The organism is Streptomyces dysideae (genome assembly GCF_001514305.1).
Classification (GTDB): domain Bacteria; phylum Actinomycetota; class Actinomycetes; order Streptomycetales; family Streptomycetaceae; genus Streptomyces; species Streptomyces dysideae.
This window is the reverse complement of record NZ_KQ949075.1, coordinates 686,188-703,597: the sequence shown is the minus strand read 5'-3', so window position 1 is coordinate 703,597 and position 17,410 is coordinate 686,188. Positions and strand designations below refer to the sequence as shown.

At 69.7% G+C, this 17,410-nt stretch carries 18 protein-coding genes; 9 read left to right on the top strand and 9 right to left on the bottom strand.

The window, feature by feature from the left end; translation table 11 throughout:
* Window positions 1-10 precede the first annotated feature (10 nt).
* A complete protein-coding gene (tyrS, locus tag AQJ91_RS03185; RefSeq protein WP_067015907.1) occupies window positions 11-1,279 on the top strand; it encodes a tyrosine--tRNA ligase in 1,269 nt (422 codons plus the stop codon).
* 61 nt (window positions 1,280-1,340) lie between these two features.
* On the opposite strand, the gene AQJ91_RS03180 is transcribed toward tyrS, so the two are convergent.
* Window positions 1,341-1,619 (bottom strand): GlsB/YeaQ/YmgE family stress response membrane protein, encoded by a 279-nt coding sequence (locus tag AQJ91_RS03180; protein WP_067015905.1) that lies wholly within the window; start codon window positions 1,617-1,619, stop codon window positions 1,341-1,343.
* A gap of 247 nt (window positions 1,620-1,866) precedes the next feature.
* Here AQJ91_RS03180 and AQJ91_RS03175 point away from each other — a divergent pair, with 247 nt between their 5' ends.
* Complete coding sequence (locus AQJ91_RS03175; RefSeq protein WP_067015903.1) at window positions 1,867-2,295, top strand: DUF3099 domain-containing protein; 429 nt, start codon at window positions 1,867-1,869, stop codon at window positions 2,293-2,295.
* A 212-nt stretch (window positions 2,296-2,507) separates the two neighbouring features.
* Window positions 2,508-2,726 (top strand): hypothetical protein, encoded by a 219-nt coding sequence (locus AQJ91_RS03170; RefSeq protein WP_067015901.1) that lies wholly within the window; start codon window positions 2,508-2,510, stop codon window positions 2,724-2,726.
* On the opposite strand, the gene moaA is transcribed toward AQJ91_RS03170, so the two are convergent.
* From moaA to AQJ91_RS03155, 3 genes are all read right to left on the bottom strand, one after another.
* A complete protein-coding gene (gene moaA, locus AQJ91_RS03165; RefSeq protein ID WP_067015899.1) occupies window positions 2,723-3,712 on the bottom strand; it encodes a GTP 3',8-cyclase MoaA in 990 nt (329 codons plus the stop codon). The two genes, AQJ91_RS03170 and moaA, sit on opposite strands and share 4 nt — an antisense overlap.
* Window positions 3,713-3,861: 149 nt before the next feature.
* Window positions 3,862-5,487 (bottom strand): solute symporter family protein, encoded by a 1,626-nt coding sequence (locus AQJ91_RS03160; RefSeq protein ID WP_067015897.1) that lies wholly within the window; start codon window positions 5,485-5,487, stop codon window positions 3,862-3,864.
* Window positions 5,484-5,840: a DUF485 domain-containing protein gene (locus AQJ91_RS03155; RefSeq protein ID WP_067015894.1), complete on the bottom strand. Its 357-nt coding sequence runs from the start codon at window positions 5,838-5,840 to the stop codon at window positions 5,484-5,486. Before AQJ91_RS03155 ends, AQJ91_RS03160 begins: the two co-directional genes overlap by 4 nt.
* Window positions 5,841-6,219: 379 nt before the next feature.
* On the opposite strand from AQJ91_RS03155, the gene AQJ91_RS03150 reads away from it, so the two are divergent.
* From AQJ91_RS03150 to AQJ91_RS03140, 3 genes are all read left to right on the top strand, one after another.
* Entirely contained in the window at window positions 6,220-7,749 is a 1,530-nt protein-coding gene (locus tag AQJ91_RS03150) for a S8 family peptidase (protein ID WP_067015891.1), read from the top strand.
* Between the two features lie 89 nt (window positions 7,750-7,838).
* Complete coding sequence (locus tag AQJ91_RS03145; RefSeq protein ID WP_079084642.1) at window positions 7,839-9,137, top strand: CoA transferase; 1,299 nt, start codon at window positions 7,839-7,841, stop codon at window positions 9,135-9,137.
* Window positions 9,138-9,259: 122 nt separating this feature from the next.
* On the top strand, window positions 9,260-10,267 hold the full coding sequence (locus tag AQJ91_RS03140; protein WP_067015888.1) for a CopD family protein: 1,008 nt from the start codon (window positions 9,260-9,262) through the stop codon (window positions 10,265-10,267).
* Between the two features lie 3 nt (window positions 10,268-10,270).
* Here the strand turns inward: AQJ91_RS03140 and AQJ91_RS03135 are convergent, their stop codons facing one another.
* From AQJ91_RS03135 to AQJ91_RS03125, 3 genes are all read right to left on the bottom strand, one after another.
* Window positions 10,271-10,939: a lysoplasmalogenase gene (locus AQJ91_RS03135; protein ID WP_067015884.1), complete on the bottom strand. Its 669-nt coding sequence runs from the start codon at window positions 10,937-10,939 to the stop codon at window positions 10,271-10,273.
* Window positions 10,936-11,763 (bottom strand): sterol desaturase family protein, encoded by an 828-nt coding sequence (locus AQJ91_RS03130; RefSeq protein ID WP_067015881.1) that lies wholly within the window; start codon window positions 11,761-11,763, stop codon window positions 10,936-10,938. Before AQJ91_RS03130 ends, AQJ91_RS03135 begins: the two co-directional genes overlap by 4 nt.
* 118 nt (window positions 11,764-11,881) lie before the next feature.
* A complete protein-coding gene (locus AQJ91_RS03125) occupies window positions 11,882-12,592 on the bottom strand; it encodes a VIT1/CCC1 transporter family protein (protein ID WP_067015878.1) in 711 nt (236 codons plus the stop codon).
* 260 nt (window positions 12,593-12,852) lie between these two features.
* Between AQJ91_RS03125 and AQJ91_RS03120 the strand changes: the two genes are divergently transcribed.
* Complete coding sequence (locus AQJ91_RS03120) at window positions 12,853-13,836, top strand: DEDDh family exonuclease (protein ID WP_067015876.1); 984 nt, start codon at window positions 12,853-12,855, stop codon at window positions 13,834-13,836.
* 464 nt (window positions 13,837-14,300) lie between these two features.
* On the opposite strand, the gene AQJ91_RS03115 is transcribed toward AQJ91_RS03120, so the two are convergent.
* Window positions 14,301-14,549: a hypothetical protein gene (locus AQJ91_RS03115; protein WP_067015873.1), complete on the bottom strand. Its 249-nt coding sequence runs from the start codon at window positions 14,547-14,549 to the stop codon at window positions 14,301-14,303.
* 543 nt (window positions 14,550-15,092) lie between these two features.
* Here AQJ91_RS03115 and AQJ91_RS53330 point away from each other — a divergent pair.
* Window positions 15,093-15,332: a hypothetical protein gene (locus tag AQJ91_RS53330; RefSeq protein WP_067015870.1), complete on the top strand. Its 240-nt coding sequence runs from the start codon at window positions 15,093-15,095 to the stop codon at window positions 15,330-15,332.
* A gap of 125 nt (window positions 15,333-15,457) precedes the next feature.
* Here the strand turns inward: AQJ91_RS53330 and AQJ91_RS03105 are convergent, their stop codons facing one another.
* The gene (locus AQJ91_RS03105) at window positions 15,458-16,240 is read right to left on the bottom strand and encodes an IclR family transcriptional regulator (protein ID WP_067015867.1); all 783 of its coding nucleotides are present in this window, start codon (window positions 16,238-16,240) and stop codon (window positions 15,458-15,460) included.
* 123 nt (window positions 16,241-16,363) lie between these two features.
* Between AQJ91_RS03105 and AQJ91_RS03100 the strand changes: the two genes are divergently transcribed.
* Entirely contained in the window at window positions 16,364-17,308 is a 945-nt protein-coding gene (locus AQJ91_RS03100) for a helix-turn-helix domain-containing protein (RefSeq protein ID WP_067015864.1), read from the top strand.
* Window positions 17,309-17,410 lie beyond the last annotated feature (102 nt).

Here is a 17,410-nt window from a genome sequence, read left to right as displayed (position 1 = left end):
TACGAGAACCGTGACGGACATCGTCGACGAGCTGAAGTGGCGAGGGCTGTTCGCCCTGTCCACCGACGAGGACGCTTTGCGCAAGGCGCTCGCGGACGGTCCCGTCACGTTCTATTGCGGCTTCGACCCGACGGCGCCGTCCCTGCACGTCGGGCACCTGGTGCAGGTACTCACGGTGCGCCGGCTCCAGCAGGCCGGCCACCGGCCGCTGGCGCTGGTCGGCGGCGCCACGGGCCTGATCGGCGACCCCCGCCCGACGGCGGAGCGCACGCTGAACGCCCCGGAGACGGTGGCCGGCTGGGTCGGCAAGCTGCGCGCCCAGATCGAGCCGTTCCTGTCCTTCGAGGGCGAGAACGCCGCCGTGATGGTGAACAACCTCGACTGGACCGAGGGCCTGTCCGCGATCGAGTTCCTGCGCGACATCGGCAAGCACTTCCGCGTCAACAAGATGCTGACGAAGGACTCCGTGGCCCGCCGCCTGGAGTCCGACCAGGGCATCAGCTACACGGAGTTCAGCTACCAGATCCTGCAGGGCATGGACTTCCTGCAGCTGTACCGCCGGTACGGCTGTGTGCTCCAGCAGGGCGGCAGCGACCAGTGGGGCAACCTCACGGCGGGCCTGGACCTGATCCACAGGCTGGAGCCGCACGCGAACGTGCACGCGCTGGCGACGCCGCTGATGACCAAGGCGGACGGCACCAAGTTCGGCAAGACCGAGGGCGGCGCCGTCTGGCTCGACCCGGAGATGACGACGCCGTACGCGTTCTACCAGTTCTGGCTGAACGTGGACGACCGGGACATCTCGACGTACCTGCGGATCCTGTCCTTCAAGTCCCGCGAGGAGCTCGAGGAGCTCGAGAAGCAGACCGAGGAGCGTCCGCAGGCGCGCGCCGCGCAGCGTGCGCTGGCCGAGGAGCTGACGACGCTGGTGCACGGTGCGGACCAGACGGCCGCCGTGATCGCCGCGTCCAAGGCGCTCTTCGGTCAGGGTGACCTCGCGGAGCTGGACGAGAAGACGCTGGCCGCGGCGCTCTCCGAGGTGCCGCACATCCAGGTCGAGCAGCTCGGGCCGGTCGTCGACCTGCTCGCCGAGGTCGGTCTGGTGGGCAGCAAGTCGGCTGCGCGGCGGACCGTGAAGGAGGGCGGGGCCTACGTGAACAACGGGAAGGTCGCGGCCGAGGACGCGGTGCCGGCCAAGGAGGACCTGCTGCACGGGCGGTGGCTGGTGCTGCGGCGGGGGAAGAAGAATCTGGCGGCCGTCGAGGTCACCGGAGCCTGAGACATACGCAGGGCGAAGGGGGCGGCTTTCGGGCCGCCCCCTTCGCCGTTCGTCATCACTGTCAGGTCCGTTGTTTTCTCTTGCCCAGCGTTGCCATGTACAGCATGTCGCCGACGCCCACGATGACGAGCGCGGCAACCAGCTGGAAGGCGTGCCGGCTCCAGTCGATGCCTGAGGTCTCGTCGACGCCCGCCGCCCGGGCGATCGAGTTGCCGACGATGGCGCCCAGCATGCCGAAGATGGTCGTCAGCCAGAGAGGACTGTGCTGCTTGCCCGGGATGATCGCCTTCGCGATCAGGCCCAGCACGAATCCCACGATGATCGCCCACAACCAGCCCATGGCTGCCTCCTCGTACGGCTCTACGTGAGCATTACGCCCAGTGTCGGGTCGCCTGCTCTACGTCGCATGTCGGTGTGCGCCATACGCGGTACGGCGCACGCCGTTCGCCCAGGCAGCAGGTGCCCCGGTCTCGTAGGCGGCGGAGGCGCGGCGTACCGTGGGATGTGTCCGGGCCCGGTCCCCCGACTGAGCGGAGTGGGTGCGGAAGGGCCGGGGACAGTCCGATGCGGGCGGATGGTGGAATGTGATGCGGAAGCTGCACGGCGGTGCCAACGCCCAGGTGTTCCGGATCACCGGAGCCCGGGCAGGGCTCCATGACGACGTGCGCGGCCGACAGCGCCGGTACGTCATCTCGATGACCGTCCGTACACTGTCGGTGATCCTCGCGGCCACGCTCTGGAACGTCGAACGGCACGTCGCCATCGTGGCGTTGGTGCTCGGGGCGGTCCTGCCGTACGTCGCGGTCGTCATCGCCAACGCCGGCCGGGAGAACGCGCCGTCGCTGCCGTCGACGTTCGTGACCGCGCCGACGCCGATGGGGGCACCCCCCACGCTTTCGGCAGCGGGGGAGCTCACGCCGCCGCGGACGGATGACGGTTTCGCGGAACCGGTCCCGGAAGATGTCCCGGGGGACGAAGCCGTCGGCGGACAAGCCAGGCCACGCGACGGGGTGTGACGTCGGCGGGGGTCCGGATCCGGACGTCGGCGCCGTACCAAGCTCAATAAAAGCTCAGATCAATAGTGTTGTTCCGGTGCCGGGCGACGGGCTACCCGTGACATACTTCGTAGGCGCTCCGCATCCCCCGTCGGAGCGACAGACCGACGCCGGGCAGCTCCCCCCGTGGCTGCTCGGCGTCGCCTTTTTCATCGTGCCTGTGAGACGAATCCGTGAGTGACGAGAACCCGATCTGCTCTGCCAAGGGCTGCCGCGCCGGTGCCGTGTGGGTGCTCGCGTGGAACAACCCGAAGATCCATACGCCGGAGCGGCGCAAGACGTGGCTGGCTTGTGAGGAGCATCGGGAGCACCTGTCCCAGTTCCTCGGCGTACGGGGGTTCCTCAAGGACGTGGTGAAGTTCGAGGACTGGGAAGCGCCCGAGAACTCTTAACCCCCGATGGCGGACATCGGCCTGTCCGGCTGGACGAACGTCGGGTCGTCCAGGCCCGCACCCGCCTTCTTGCCCCACATCGCCAGCTTCCAGATGCGGGCGATCTCCTCGTCGGGGGCATCGGAGCGCAGGGCGGCGCGAAGGTCTGTTTCCTCTGTTGCGAACAGGCACGTGCGTATCTGGCCGTCGGCCGTCAGGCGGGTACGGTCGCAGGCCGCGCAGAACGGGCGGGTGACGGAGGCGATGACGCCGACGCGGTGCGGGCCGCCGTTCACGAGCCAGCGCTCCGCCGGGGCCGAGCCTCGCTTCTCGGAGCCCTCCTCCGTGAGCTCGAAGCGGGTGCGCAGGGAGGCGAGGATGTCTCCCGCCGTGATCATGCCGTCGCGCTTCCAGCCGTGCTGGGCGTCCAGGGGCATCTGCTCGATGAAACGCAGTTCGTAGTCGTGCTCCACCGCCCAGGCCAGCAGGTCCGGGGCCTCGTCCTCGTTCAGCCCCGGCATCAGCACGGAGTTGACCTTCACGGGGGTCAGGCCCGCCTCTCGGGCGGCGAAGAGGCCCTCAAGGACGTCCTTGTGGCGGTCCCGGCGGGTGAGGGTCTTGAAGACGTCCGGGCGGAGCGTGTCCAGGGAGACGTTGACCCGGTCCAGGCCCGCCGCCTTCAGGGCGGGGGCCGTGCGCCTGAGGCCGATGCCGTTGGTCGTCAGGGACATCTGGGGGCGGGGCTCCAGGGCCGCGACCCGCTCGACGATGCCGACCAGGCCCGGGCGCAGCAGGGGTTCACCACCGGTGAAGCGGACTTCCTCGATGCCGAGGGAGGTGACGGCGATGTCGATCAGGCGGACGATCTCGTCGTCCGTGAGCAGGTCCGGCTTGGCGAGCCACTGCAGGCCCTCCTCGGGCATGCAGTAGCTGCACCGCAGATTGCAGCGGTCGGTCAGCGAGACCCTCAGGTCGGTGGCCGTCCGGCCGTAGGTGTCGATGAGCACGTGGGCCCCGTCCCTCGTCGCGGATCACATCTCTGCCATCTCCTGCGAGCCTACGTGACGCCACTGACAACAACAGAGCCCCGATCCCACGAGGTAAGACGCGGCCGCGTCGTAGGGACCTACGACGCGGCCGCTCCAGGGGGCGTTTCTCAGTGGGCGCCGGTGCCGGTGAGGGACCGGACCTCCAGCTCGGCGTACTTGCCGGTGTCCGGCTCCTCCTTGGAGAGGACCGTGCCGAGCCAGCCCATCAGGAAGCCGAACGGGATGGAGATGATGCCCGGGTTCTTCAGCGGGAACCAGGCGAAGTCGACGCCCGGGAACATCGCCTTGGGGGCGCCGGAGACGACGGGCGAGAACAGCACCAGGCCGACGGCGACGATCAGACCGCCGTAGATCGACCACAGCGCGCCCTGGGTGGTGAACTTCTTCCAGAACAGGCTGTAGAGGATGGTCGGCAGGTTGGCGGACGCGGCGACCGCGAAGGCCAGCGCGACCAGGCCGGCCACGTTGAGGTCGCGGGCGAGGGCACCGAGGGCGATGGAGACGATGCCGATGAAGACTGTCGCCCAGCGGGCCGCCTTCATCTCCTCCTTCTCGGTGGCCTTCCCCTTGCGGATGACGTTGGCGTAGATGTCGTGCGCGAAGGAGGACGACGAGGCGAGGGTGAGGCCGGCGACGACAGCGAGGATCGTCGCGAAGGCCACCGCCGAGATCGTGGCGAGCAGGACCGCGCCCCAGGCCGAGTCGACGCCGCCGAGGTGCAGGGCGAGCAGCGGGGCCGCCGTGTTGCCGGACGGGTTGGAGGCGATGATCTCTTCCTGGGAGATCAGCGCCGCGGCGCCGAAGCCGAGCGCGATGGTCATCAGGTAGAAGCCGCCGATGATGCCGATCGCCCAGTTCACGGACTTACGGGCGGCCTTGGCGTTGGGCACCGTGTAGAAGCGGATCAGGATGTGCGGCAGGCCGGCGGTGCCGAGCACCAGGGCGATGCCGAGGGAGATGAAGTCCAGCTTGGAGGTGCCGGTCGCGCCGTAATTGAGGCCGGGCTCCAGGAAGGCGGCGCCCTTGCCGCTGTTCTCGGCGGCCGAGCCGAGCAGGTCGGAGATGTTGAAGTTGAACTTCAGCAGCACCAGGAAGGTGATCAGGAGGGTGCCGCTGATGAGCAGCACGGCCTTGACCATCTGGACCCAGGTGGTGCCCTTCATGCCGCCGATGGAGACGTACACGATCATCAGGACGCCGACGAGGGCGACGATGGCGACCTTGCCGAGGTCCGAGGTGATGCCGAGCAGCAGCGACACCAGGACGCCCGCGCCCGCCATCTGGGCCAGCAGGTAGAAGATCGAGACGACGATCGTGGAGGTGCCGGCCGCGGTGCGGACCGGGCGCTGGCGCATGCGGTACGCCAGGACGTCGCCCATGGTGTAGCGGCCGGAATTCCTCAGCGGTTCCGCCACCAGGAGGAGCGCCACGAGCCAGGCGACCAGGAAGCCGATGGAGTACAGGAAGCCGTCGTAGCCGAAGATGGCGATGGCGCCCGCGATACCGAGGAACGACGCGGCCGACATGTAGTCGCCGGAGACCGCGAGGCCGTTCTGGAAGGCGCTGAACTGGCGTCCGCCCGCGTAGAAGTCGGCGGCGTCCTTGGTCTGGCGGCCCGCCCAGATCGTGATGACCAGGGTCGCGACGACGAACACCGCGAACAGGCTGATGATCAGTGGCCGGTGCTCGCTGGCCTCGCTTGCGGCCAGGACACTCTGCTGCGCGATGCTCATGCGCCGCCCTCCATCCGGGACTTGATCGCCTCGGCCTTGGGGTCGAGCTTCGCGGCAGCGTGCCGCGAGTACCACCAGGCGATGAGGAACGTGGTGAGGAACTGGGCGATACCGAAGACAAAGGCGACGTTGATGTTGCCGAACAGCTTGGTGCCCATGAAGTCACCGGCGTAGTTCGACAGCAGCACGTACAGCAGGTACCAGGTGATGAAGCCGATGGTCAGCGGAAAGGCGAAGGAGCGGTGGGAGCGGCGCAGTTCACCGAACTCCGCGCTCTCCTGGACCTCGGTGAACTCCTCGGTGGTGGGGAGTCGGTGTTGCTCTGTCGAGGGGGGCGGTGCGTCGGTAGCCACGGAGTCTCCTCGCGTTGCGGGCGCTGTTGCCAGGGCGGACGGGGGATGGTCGGGGGTGGGGGACGGGTTTGGTACGACGGACATGAACGGCTCTGTTCCTCGCAGTGACGTGGATCACCTGAGCCGGGTGGCGATGTTAGGGCCCCACGGCGTGATCCAACAGGGGGCTCGATCGTGCTTGCGCCTCCTGCCCAAGGTCACGGCGGCACGCGAGGACCGGTTCAACGTGACTGACTTCTTTCCAGAAGTCACCCCCTGTAGGTCATTGCTGGCCAGCGGCTTCGGGCGATAACTTCCCTCTGCAATACCCGTCATGTACCTGCCCGGGCACCACCTGTGTCTCGGGCCGGTTTCGTTTTCCGGATGATGTGGAGACCCCATGGCTCATCTGCCTTCCAGACGCCGACTCGCCCTCGCGGTTCCGGTCGTGCTGTCGTTGACCGCCTCCCTCGGTTTCCTGCCGTCGGCCGCCACGGCCGCCCCGCGCGCGGAGACCGTCGCCGAGGCCGCGGACGCGGGCTCCTTGGCCTACGTCGTCAACACCAAGGTGGACCGCCGCACGATCGAGTCGGTGAAGAAGGCGATCGCCGCGGCCGGCGGCACTGTCGTCACGACGTACGCGAAGATCGGTGTGATCGTCGCCCACTCGGCCAACCCGGACTTCGGGCAGCAGATACGCGCGGTGCGCGGCGTCCAGTCGGCGGGTGCGACCCGTACGGCGCCGCTGACCGCCGCCGGCACGACGGACGAGGGCGCGGCCGAGCTGCTGACCGACGCGCAGGCCGTGAAGGTCGCGAAGGCCTCCGCCGCGACGCCGGGCAGCGAGCCGCTCGAGGCCGACCAGTGGGACCTGCGCGCGATCGGTGCCGACAAGGCCGCGAAGATCAACCCGGGCAGCAGCAAGGTGACCGTCGCCGTGATCGACACCGGCGTCGACGACACCCACCCGGATCTCGCCCCGAACTTCTCCGCCGCGCAGTCCGCCAACTGTGTCGGCGGTGTCGCGGACACCAGTGAGGGTGCCTGGCGCCCGTACACCGCGGAGGACTACCACGGCACGCACGTCGCGGGCGAGATCGCCGCGGCCCGCAACGGCATCGGCGTGGCCGGCGTGGCCCCCGGAGTCAAGGTCGCCGGCATCAAGGTGAGCGACCCCAAGGACGGCCTCTTCTACCCGGAGAACGTCGTCTGCGCGTTCGTGTTCGCCGCCGACCACGGCGTCGAGATCACGAACAACAGCTACTACGTGGACCCGTGGCTGTACAACTGCATGGACGACCCAGACCAGAAGGCCATCGTCGACGCGGTCAACAGGGCCCAGCTGTACGCCCAGCACAAGGGCATCCTCAACCTGGCGTCGGCGGGCAACTCGAACCACGACCTGGACTCCGACGCGATCGTCGACGCCACCAGCCCCGACGACTCCACGCCGGTCGAGCGCACCATCGACCCGCACGAGTGCTTCGACGTGCCGACCCAGCTGCCGGGTGTCGTCACGGTCAGCGCGACGGGTGTGCAGAACCTCAAGTCGTACTACTCCACGTACGGCTACGGCGTGGTCGACATCGCGGCGCCGGGCGGCGACCGGCGCTACCAGCTGCCGGACACCCCGTCGAAGGACGGCCGTATCCTGTCCACCATGCCGAACGGCGAGTACGCCTTCCTGCAGGGCACCTCGATGGCCTCGCCGCACGCCGCGGGCGTGGCCGCGCTGCTGAAGTCGAAGTACCCGTTCGCGACCCCGGGCCAGCTGCAGGCGCTGCTCAAGGCGCAGGCGGACAACCCGGGTTGCCCCGAGTCGTACGACCAGAACGGTGACGGCACGCAGGACGCCACGTGCGTGGGCGGCGACCGCTACAACGGGTTCTACGGCTTCGGCATCGTCAACGCGCTGAAGGCCGTGAAGTAGCACTGCCGCAGGAACGGAGGGTCCGGGCGGCGTACCGCCCGGGCCCTCCGGTGGACATGTTGATCCAGTACATCCTGCAGAGTGCGGACATGACAGACATCGCTCTGGAAGCACGGCTTCCGGTACGAGAGTTGGCGCGTGCCTGCGTCAACGCCTGCGCGCTGGCCGCCGCCGAGCTGGGGGCGCGCCGGGCCGGCCTCGCCGAGGTACCCCGGATCCGGGTGGACGACGGCGCCGTCGCGACGGCGTTCACCAGCGAGCGGCATCTGTTGATCAACGGGCGCGCGCCGGTCAACTTCGCACCGCTGTCCCGGTTCTGGCGGACGGCGGACGGGTGGGTGCGCACGCACGCCAACTATCCGCATCACCGGGCGCGCTTGCCGGCCGCGCTGGGAGTGCCGACGGAGGACCCGGCGGCGATCGCGGCCGCGCTCGCCGAACGGTCCGCCGTCGAGGCCGAGGAGGCCGTGTACGCGGCAGGCGGCCTCGCCGTGGCGCTGCGTACGCCCGAGGAGTGGGCCGGGCACGAGCAGGGGGCCGCGGTGGCCCGGCGGCCACTGGTCGAGCGGGAGCGGCTGGACACGGCACGCGCGCGTGCGCTCACGCCGGTCGGCGCCTCTCCCCTGCTGCCCGCCGCCGGTGTGCGGGTCCTGGACCTGACGCGGGTCATCGCGGGCCCGGTCGCCACCCGTACCCTCGCCCTGCTCGGCGCGGACGTCCTGCGGGTGGACGCGCCCCAGCTGCCCGAGCTCCCCGACCAGCACGCCGACACGGGCTTCGGGAAGCGGTCGGCGCGGCTGGACCTGGCGGCCGACCGGTGTACCTTCGACGAGCTGCTGGCCTCGGCGGACGTGGTCGTCACCGGCTACCGTCCCGGCGCCCTGGACCGGTTCGGGCTCTCGCCGCACGCCTTGGCGGAGCGGCGGCCAGGGGTGGTCGTGGCGCAGTTGTCGGCGTGGGGCGCGTACGGGCCGTGGGGTGAACGGCGGGGCTTCGACAGCCTCGTGCAGGCCGCCACGGGAATCGCCGTGACCGAGGGGTCGGTGGAGAAGCCGGGGGTGCTGCCGGCGCAGGCACTCGACCACGGCACGGGGTATCTGCTGGCGGCCGCCGTGCTGCGGGAGCTGACCGAGCGGACCGAGGAGGGGCACGGCCGGTGCGTACGGCTGTCACTGGCGCGGACGGCTCACTGGCTGCTGCACGGGATCGGGGCGGCACCTGACGCCGCGGAATCCGTTGCCGCCGGGCCGGAGCCCTGGCTCGCCGAGACGGACAGCGCGCTCGGGCGGCTGCGGTACGCCCGGTCGCCGGTCGCCTTCGAGGGCGGGCCGGACGACTGGGCGCGGCCGCCGGGGGTCTGGGGGACGGATCCGGCGCGGTGGGCGTAGCCCTCCGGGAGACATCGGCTGAGCGCCGGGGCAGCCGGAGACGTACCCAGGGGCGGAATGCCGTACCGCCACTTGTTTTCCCGCACTTGCCCGGTTCTGTCCCGGCTGGTGAACATCTTGAGGTGACGTTGACAAGACCCACCCCAGGGGTGGCCGACGCGGGCGGGCCCGCACCGCGCCCCGGTACCGCCCGGGCCGTCGCCACCCTCCTCCTGGTGGGGCTGGCGGCAATGATCCCGCTGCTCGGACCGTCCGCCGCGCTGCACGGCACCGGGGAGGCCGCCGCGCCCGGCGCCGGCGGGATCGCGCTGCTGCGTGCGGTGCTGTTCGCGGCGCTGTGCGTGTCGGTCGGCGAGCTGTTCGTGAACCGGCTGGCCCGTGCCGTGCCCGGCGCTCCCCCGGCCGCGCCCCGCAGCTGGGCGGTGTACGCGGCCGCCGCCGGTTTCGTGGCCGCTCTCGGGCTCGCCTCGGTCGTGTCCACGGGGAACCTGGTGCCGGGCAGCCTCGCCGACCTCGATGTGGGCGGCCTCTACGCGTCCCGGGACGGCAAGCTCGCGCTGCTCGAGGTCAACGCCTTCGCCGTGGCCGGGCTGTGCGCCCTCTCGCGTCGGCCGGGCAGCCAGGTGTGGCCGCTGGCCGCGGTGGTCGTGGCGGAGGCGTTGCGCGCGCATCCCGCGCCCGAGCACAGTCCGCTGGTCGGTTCCGGGCTGACGCTCGTGCATCTGACCTGTGCGGCGCTCTGGGTGGGCGGGCTGCTGCACGCGCTGCGGACACTGCGCCGGTGGGGCGTGCCGGAGGCGGGCGCCGCCCTGCTGGGGCTCTACGCGCGCGTGGCGGCCGTTCTGCTGGGCGCCATCACGGCGACGGGGGTGTGGAGTTCGCTGCGCCGGATGCCGCCGGAGACGGTCCTGGAGCAGCTGACGCAGACGGCGTACGGGCGGGCGCTGCTCGCCAAGGTGATCCTCGTGGCGGCTGTCGCCGGGCTCGCCCTGTGGGCGCGGATCCGGCTGCGCCGCGCGAACGACCCGCTGACCGCCTGCTCCCCCGCGCGCACCGAGGTCGTCGCGCTGGGGGTGGTGGTGGCCGTGTCGGGGCTGCTGACGGCGCTGCCGGTGCCGATTCGTTGGTGAACCTCAGGCCGTGACCGCCGCCGTCGGTGCCGCGCGGACCTCAAGGGTTTTGAGTATGCCGGTGACCAGCAGAAACTGTGCGGTGATATACGTGAGCATGATCCAGAAGTCGGGCCGCGGCGGCAGGGGCCAGTCGGCGACACCGGCCGCTATGAGGGTGTCGGAGAGCACGAAGAGCACACCGCCTGTCCCGGCGAGGCGGCCGAACAGCGCGGTCGCCTGGTATGCCATGACGGTCAGCAGCACGCTGTAGCCGGCGACGGGGATGCGGAGGTCGGCGGGCAGGTCCGCCCAGAGGCTCGGCAGGGTGCTGACCAGTACGAGGGTGTAGACGCCGCCGAGGAAGGCTCCACGCGCGCGTGCCTTCGCCTGGTCGGTGCCGTGCAGCTGGAACAGGGCGATATAGCAGACGTGCCCGACCGCGAAGCAGGCCATTCCCGCGAGGAAGGCCGGCTCGGCGTCGGACAGGAGCAGGACGTCGCCGCCCCAGCCGCACAGGAGGGCGGCGATCAGCAGCCGGGGTGCCCCGGACCGGGCGGCGTAGACGGCGAGCAGCGGCATCAGCAGGGGCTTGGCCACGGTGTGTCCGGCGTCGAAGCCGGCCGCGAGGGAGGCGAGGTCGGCGAGTGCGGTCAGGCCGAGGGCGGCGAGGAGGAGGCGGCTGATCGTCACGCGGTCATGATCTCCTCGGCCGCCTCCGGCGCGGCAGCGGGTTTCCACCCCGGCCCCCGGAACACCCGCCCCGCCCGCTCGCGCCAACCGCGCGCCGCCCTCAGGTCCTTGACGATGTTGACGTACTCATGGGTGGCTACCTTGATCGGGTTGTATGTGTTGATGTTCTTGGTCAATCCGTACACGGGCCGCTCGGTCTCGGCCACGAACGACCCGAAGAGCCGGTCCCAGACGATGAGGATGCCGCCGAAGTTGCGGTCCAGGTAGCCGCCCTGGGAGGCGCCCCCGACACCTAAAGGCACCGGGGGCGTGTTCGCCAATTGCTGGTGGCGATGGGATCCCGCGGTGATGCGTGGATCCAGAACTGTTGGAGTTCTCTCCCGCACCAGGGCGGGAGACTCTCCCCTGGATCGCTCCGGGGAGTTTGACGGGTCACGCCCGTCCGGCGACCACCCTCCCGGCGGCCGGGGCGAGTCGGGGACCCGCACCGCAGTGGTCAACGAGCCACAGGCTGACAAGTTACGGCTCGCCCGGCAGCGGAGGAAGTCCTGGCCGAGGAGCATCAGGGGGACGGTCCACCACAGCACGGGCACGCGCAGCGGCGTGAGTTCGTGGACGGCCGTGTAGATCGCGACGATCGGGATCTTCCAGAGGAAGTCGAAGAAGAGGCTGCCGAGTCCCATCCCGATGCTCGTCGCGGCGTCCTTCGTCTCGTAGCCCGCCGCCTCCTCGTCGGGATGGAGGCGCACGCTGATCATCTCGATCACGGTGAGCAGCACGAAGGCGGGTATCGACCACAGCACGACATCGGGCAGGTTCGGCATGTCCGCACCGTAGAACCGCTGGCCGACCGCGACCAGACGTTGTTACTGACAAGTATTATCGACGGTACGCGCTTGCTTCTTGGCGATCTCCGCCAATGGCGTGGGGCACGCGCGCGTGTCACACCCCCGCCGCTCCCAGCAGCGACCCCGCCGCATAGGTGACGCCCATGGCGAGCGCCCCGCCCGCCACGTTCCGCAGGACCGCGCGGACCGGTTCCGCCGCGCCCAGCCGTGCACTGCTCCAGCCCGTCAGGACGAGGGCGGCGAGGACCGACGCCACGGTGATCGGGAGTCTGCCGGTCGCGGGCGGCAGGACCATCGCCAGCAGGGGCAGCAGGGCGCCGGCCGTGAAGGCCAGGAAGCTGGCGCCGGCCGCCTGCCACGGGTTGGTGAGGTCGTCGGGGTCGATGCCGAGTTCCACGCGCGCGTGGGCCCGGAGCGCGTCACGTTCCGTCAGCTGGACGGCCGCATCCATGGCCACGGCCCTGGTGAGCCCCCGTTCCTCCAGCAGCTCGGTGAGCTCCTCCAGCTCGGCCTCGGGCTGCTCACGCAACTCCCGCCGCTCCACGGCCAGCGCGGCCTGCTCGGAGTCGCGCTGGGTGGAGACGGACACGTACTCCCCCGCCGCCATCGACATGGAGCCGGCCAGCAGACCGGCCAGCCCGGCGGTGAGCAGCGCCGAGCGGTCGTCCGTCGCGCCGGCCACACCGACGACGAGGCCCGCGGTGGACACGATGCCGTCGTTGGCCCCCAGGACCCCGGCCCGCAGCCAGTTCAGCCGCGAGCCGAGCGTGCCGCCGTGGGCCTCGCCATGTGTCGGTTCGGTCATATCGGGAGGATTGCACCCCGGACGTCGGCAGCCCGAACCGACGCTCCGCGACCGGCCGGCTCGACGTCGGCATCCGAACCGCGCACCGCACGGCGGAACTTGACGGAGACCGCCCAGGGGCGCTCCGGTTCCGCGACGGCGAAAAGGGCAGCGGCTCTCGAACGGGCAGGCGTGGCACGGGCCCTGAGGGAACCACAGAGGACGCCGAAAGGCCGGGTGCGGGACAGGGCTGTCAGTGGTGGCCCGTATCCTCAGGGACCATGCTCGAAGACCCCATGACCGCAGTGTCCTCCCCCACAGCGTGGCCGGCCGCGTATCCGCACGGATACGCGGTCGTTGACGTGGAGACCACCGGCCTGGCCCGGGACGACCGGATAATCTCCGCGGCCGTCTACCGGCTGGACGCGCGCGGCGAGGTCGAGGACCACTGGTACACGATGGTCAACCCGGAGCGGGACCCGGGCCCCGTGTGGATCCACGGTCTGACGAGCGACATGCTCGAAGGGGCGCCCCTCTTCAGCGACATCGCCGAGGAGTTCTCGACCCGCCTGGAGGGCCGCGTCCTCGTCGCGCACAACGCCGTCTTCGACTGGCAGATGATCGCGCGGGAGTACGCGCGAGCGGAGCGCGAGGCGCCGGTGCGGCAGCGGCTGTGCACCATCGCGCTCTCCAAGGAGCTGGCCCTGCCGCTGCCCAACCACAAGCTGGAGTCGCTGGCCGCCCACTTCGGCGTCGTACAGGAGCGGGCGCACCACGCGCTGGATGACGCACGTGTGCTGGCGGAGGCGTTCCGGCCGAGCCTGAGGGCCGCGGCGGCGGGCGGCGTACGGCTGCCGTTGCACGAGTGCCGGCCGCTGACCGAGTGGACCGACCGGGCCGTGCCCCGGCAGCAGGCGGGCTACGGCGGCTACCGGCCGACCAGTTGGCGCCCCGCCCGTAAAAGGCCCGCATGCCCCTATCCCAACCCGGGCCGTTACGAAGAGGGCAAAAGACTCAAGCAGGGCATGCGGGTGGCCTTCTCCGGGGACACGTCGGTCGAGCGCGACCTGCTGGAGGACCGGGCGACCGAGGCCGGGCTGCATGTCGCCACGAGCATCTCCCGGCTGACCAGCCTGCTCGTCACCAACGACCCCGACTCGGGCACGTCGAAGGTGGTCAAGGCGCGGCAGTTCGGGACGCCCGTGGTGGACGAGGCGGCGTTCGGGCAGCTGCTGGGCGATGTCGAGCCGGCGTCGGAGGGATGACCGTACGGACGGGTGATTGCGCGGCGACTCGCCCGGCGTGCTCTCGCCCGTACGGCGCCGACGGCTCACCCTGTGGCGCATGGCGACGGGAAGCAGGCATGACCGCCAGAACTGCCTCGGCATCCCTTGCCAGCTCGGCAGGGAACGCCAAGATCAACGGATAGCTGCCGTTTGGAGGGCGGCTGCACGTGCTGAGCATAAGCGGACGCCCCAGCCACGAGCCTGACCCTCACCACCTCACGGTCGCCCAAGCCGGTGAACGTATGTGGTCAGAGCACTAGAGAACGGCTAGGAGAGCTTGTCGATCGAGCGGCAGCGGATCATAGTCCGGAAGGTGCTCCGGGCCGTACTCATTCACCCCGCCAAGAGTCGCGGCGGCCGGTTCGACGCGGCCCGAGCCGAACCGGCCTTCATCGCAGCCTGACCCAAACGCCGAGGCCCCTCCACGCGGGAGGGGCCCTTACTTATACGGCAGAACCAACCTTGTCCACGATGCCGGCCTTTCCCTCTGCACGCGAACAGTGGGCGCCGCAGTACCAGTGGCCTTCCACCTCGACGCCCTGGCCGATGATCTGCACACGGCAGTGCTCGCAGATGGGAGCCATGCGGTGGATCGCACAGGCGAACGAATCAAAGACGTGACGTGACCCGTCCTGGGTCTCCACAGTGAACGCCAGCTCGTAGTCATTCCCACACACTTCGCAACGTGTCATAAGCCGCATCGTCAGGGGCGGGGCGGGCGTTCGCAAGCTGACAGCGCTCTGCCGACCAGGCGTTCTACCTGGTCGGCGTAGCTGGTCACTTCAAGTCCATCAGCCGCTCGGACGGCTGCTGCGCGTCTTGCACTCCTGCGAGCCGCCCATGATGGCGCAGGCCGTGGGCGGACTGGCGAAGCTGGAACGCCACCTGGCCGCGGCCGATGGACTCCTAGACCCGCACTTCGCACGTCGCCGAAAAGGTTCGCCGCAGCGGCCTCCCAGCGTTCGATCTCGACCAGGCCGGACCGGGACCGCTATCGCCGCTACGATTCCGATCGGCGAGCGATCAGCTCCGACCGCTTGATCTTCACGATCGGGTGACCTGCGAAGTCCGGGCCTAGAGCAGGCCGAGGAGGAGCTGATCCGCCGTCTCACCCGGTGCCTGACGACGCTGCCGCCCATCTCCCACGGCCCGCGCCACGGCGACGTCCAACTGCGCAACCTGCTGCTCGACGACACCTTGGTGCTGGAACGCCCCTGCGCCGCTGCCGCCTCGCGGTGGCCACCAGCAAGACGGACCTCCTGGTCGAACGCGGCCTCGCCCCTGACCGCCTCGACGACAGCGCCGCCGTCCGCGACTGGCTGCGCGAGAAACTGGGCCTGCACAACCTGCTCCAGGCCATGGAGTTGGAGTTCGGCAAGGTCAGGTTCTTCTGCACAGCAGCCATGACGACGACCGACGACCACCGGGTCCACGGCAGCATCGCCCCGTTCGTCGACTGGTGCCTGAACTTCTGACGCGAACACTGAACCCTCCGATGCCGCTTCCAGCGGTCCACGTGAATCCTGCGCTTCTTCAAGATCCTGTCAAGTTCCTCCCCTTCCGCGTCATCGCACGGGGAAGGGCCACATGTTGGGAATCTCTAAGCGGGCGGGTCGAGCGTCCGGTCCCGTCCCGAGAACGCCTGGATGCCCTGGGACACGGCCGCGGCAGCGGCGAGGACCGGTGACACCAGTTGCAGCTGCTGGAACGCGTGGATGTGCGTCATCACACCGACGCCGGCGACCACCTCACCCTGCGCGTCACGCACCGGGGCCGCGAGCCCGCCGACGTTCGGCGAGGGGGTACCGGCGGCCACCGCGTAGCCCTGTCGCCTGATCCCCGCCAGACGGCGCTGCAGTGCCGGGTCTCCCGCGCCTGCCGCGGGGGGCGCGCCGGAACCCGGCTCGCCCCCCGTGGCCGCGCTCGTGTGAGCCAGCAGGACCAGACCCATCGCGGTGGTGTGCAACGGCCTGCGGCGCCCCAGGGCCCCGGGCGCCGTCGCGTGGCCGGGATCGCGGGAGACGAAGCTGACACAGACGCTCTCGTCGCCGTCGCGGATCACGAGGAGCGCGACTGCCGAGGTCTGGTTGTGCAGATCCACCAGGGAAGACTGCGCGATCTCCGACACCAGGGAACTGCGCGGGGCGAGCGTGCCCGCTTCCCACAACCTGATGCCGATGCCGTACCGGCCGTCGGTCGTCCGTCCCAGCACTCCCAGGCGGTGCAGTTTGGTGACAATCCGGTGGGCGGTGGCGACCGGGAGGCCCGACCGACGGCTGATCTCGCTGAGCGTCAGGATCTGGTTGTGCCGGTCAAAGGCACTCAGGATGCGAAGCGTGCGGTCGACTGCCGAGCGTTCGGGGACGGTGGGGTGGGTGGTCATCCCGTCGAGTTCCCTTCCCTTGACGAACTCGCCCGCGCACCTGAGGCCCTCTGGCGGCGAGCGATCACGCCACCATAATTGAACGATCAAGCACGCCCCTGAAAGGTTGATTAAGGAACGACTATGGTCAATTTCGCATCGGCGCCGATCCCCGTCTTTCCTTACGCACTCATATGCAGGGACCTGGAACTCGCCGTGACGACCTTCAGTACGGTTCGCAAACACGCGCCACTGGACTTGATGGCGTCTCCGCACCGGATCGATTTCCACCAGATCGCATTGGTCACCGAAGGCTCGGGCGAACTGTCGGCCGACTTCACCCCCTTCGGCCTCCGGCCCGGAACCCTTTTCTGGACCCGCCCGTCCCAGGTTTTGGAGTTCCGGGTGGCGCCGGACCTGGAGGCCTCCGTCATTCTGTTCACGGAGACGTTCCCACTGCCCCTCGGCGGGACCCTGGAGATGCTCGACGACGCGCTCCGTCCCACCTTCTGGCAGCTGTCCGGCACAGAAGTGGCGACCTTCCAGCCGATCGTGAGCCTGCTCAGGGAGGAGTTCGGGCGACCCGACCCGGGACTCGGCGATGACCTGCTCAGACATCTGCTGGCGGTGCTGCTGCTGCGGATCGACCAGTTGTGCCGCTGGCGTCACGCGTTACGGGCGGACGGGGGCGGCGTCCCGCGCGAGCACGGCCACGAGTCGATGACTCTCGTCCGCAGGTTCCGCCGCGAACTGGAGCGCTCATTCCGGACCACCAGGCTGGTGGATGACTACGCGGCCGCGCTGAGCTGCAGTACCCGCACCCTCGCCCGGGTCTGCCGGGCCGCCACCGGAAGGTCCACCAAGGACCTGATCGACACGCGGGTGACGCTGGAGGCACAGCGGCTGCTCGTCCACACGGACTGGGGGATAGGAGCCATAGCCCATCATCTCGGATTCACGGAAGTGACCAACTTCAGCAAATTCTTCATGCGTCGCGTCAATGTGCCGCCGGGCGCATTTCGACAGGAGGCCAAAGGGCGAGCGGCCGACCCCAGAGGGGCATGGCGAGAAACATATGGCCGAAAATAATCGCCGACTTCATGTCAAACATTCCGTTCGAAATCCCGGACTTCGCGCCATGCTCCCGGCCGGTCACCCAAAGCGGACGGCACGCCGAAAGAGCGGCGTGCC

Excerpts from the sequence above, each read along its gene's own strand:
- AQJ91_RS03180 (WP_067015905.1), bottom strand. The coding sequence starts at position 1,619 with ATGGGCTGGTTGTGGGCGATCATCGTGGGATTCGTGCTGGGCCTGATC.
- AQJ91_RS03175 (WP_067015903.1), top strand. The coding sequence starts at position 1,867 with ATGCGGAAGCTGCACGGCGGTGCCAACGCCCAGGTGTTCCGGATCACC.
- AQJ91_RS03160 (WP_067015897.1), bottom strand. The coding sequence starts at position 5,487 with ATGAGCATCGCGCAGCAGAGTGTCCTGGCCGCAAGCGAGGCCAGCGAG.
- AQJ91_RS03150 (WP_067015891.1), top strand. The coding sequence starts at position 6,220 with ATGGCTCATCTGCCTTCCAGACGCCGACTCGCCCTCGCGGTTCCGGTC.
- AQJ91_RS03145 (WP_079084642.1), top strand. The coding sequence starts at position 7,839 with ATGACAGACATCGCTCTGGAAGCACGGCTTCCGGTACGAGAGTTGGCG.
- AQJ91_RS03130 (WP_067015881.1), bottom strand. The coding sequence starts at position 11,763 with ATGCCGAACCTGCCCGATGTCGTGCTGTGGTCGATACCCGCCTTCGTG.
- AQJ91_RS03125 (WP_067015878.1), bottom strand. The coding sequence starts at position 12,592 with ATGACCGAACCGACACATGGCGAGGCCCACGGCGGCACGCTCGGCTCG.
- AQJ91_RS03120 (WP_067015876.1), top strand. The coding sequence starts at position 12,853 with ATGCTCGAAGACCCCATGACCGCAGTGTCCTCCCCCACAGCGTGGCCG.
- AQJ91_RS03115 (WP_067015873.1), bottom strand. The coding sequence starts at position 14,549 with ATGACACGTTGCGAAGTGTGTGGGAATGACTACGAGCTGGCGTTCACT.
- AQJ91_RS03105 (WP_067015867.1), bottom strand. The coding sequence starts at position 16,240 with ATGACCACCCACCCCACCGTCCCCGAACGCTCGGCAGTCGACCGCACG.
- AQJ91_RS03100 (WP_067015864.1), top strand. The coding sequence starts at position 16,364 with ATGGTCAATTTCGCATCGGCGCCGATCCCCGTCTTTCCTTACGCACTC.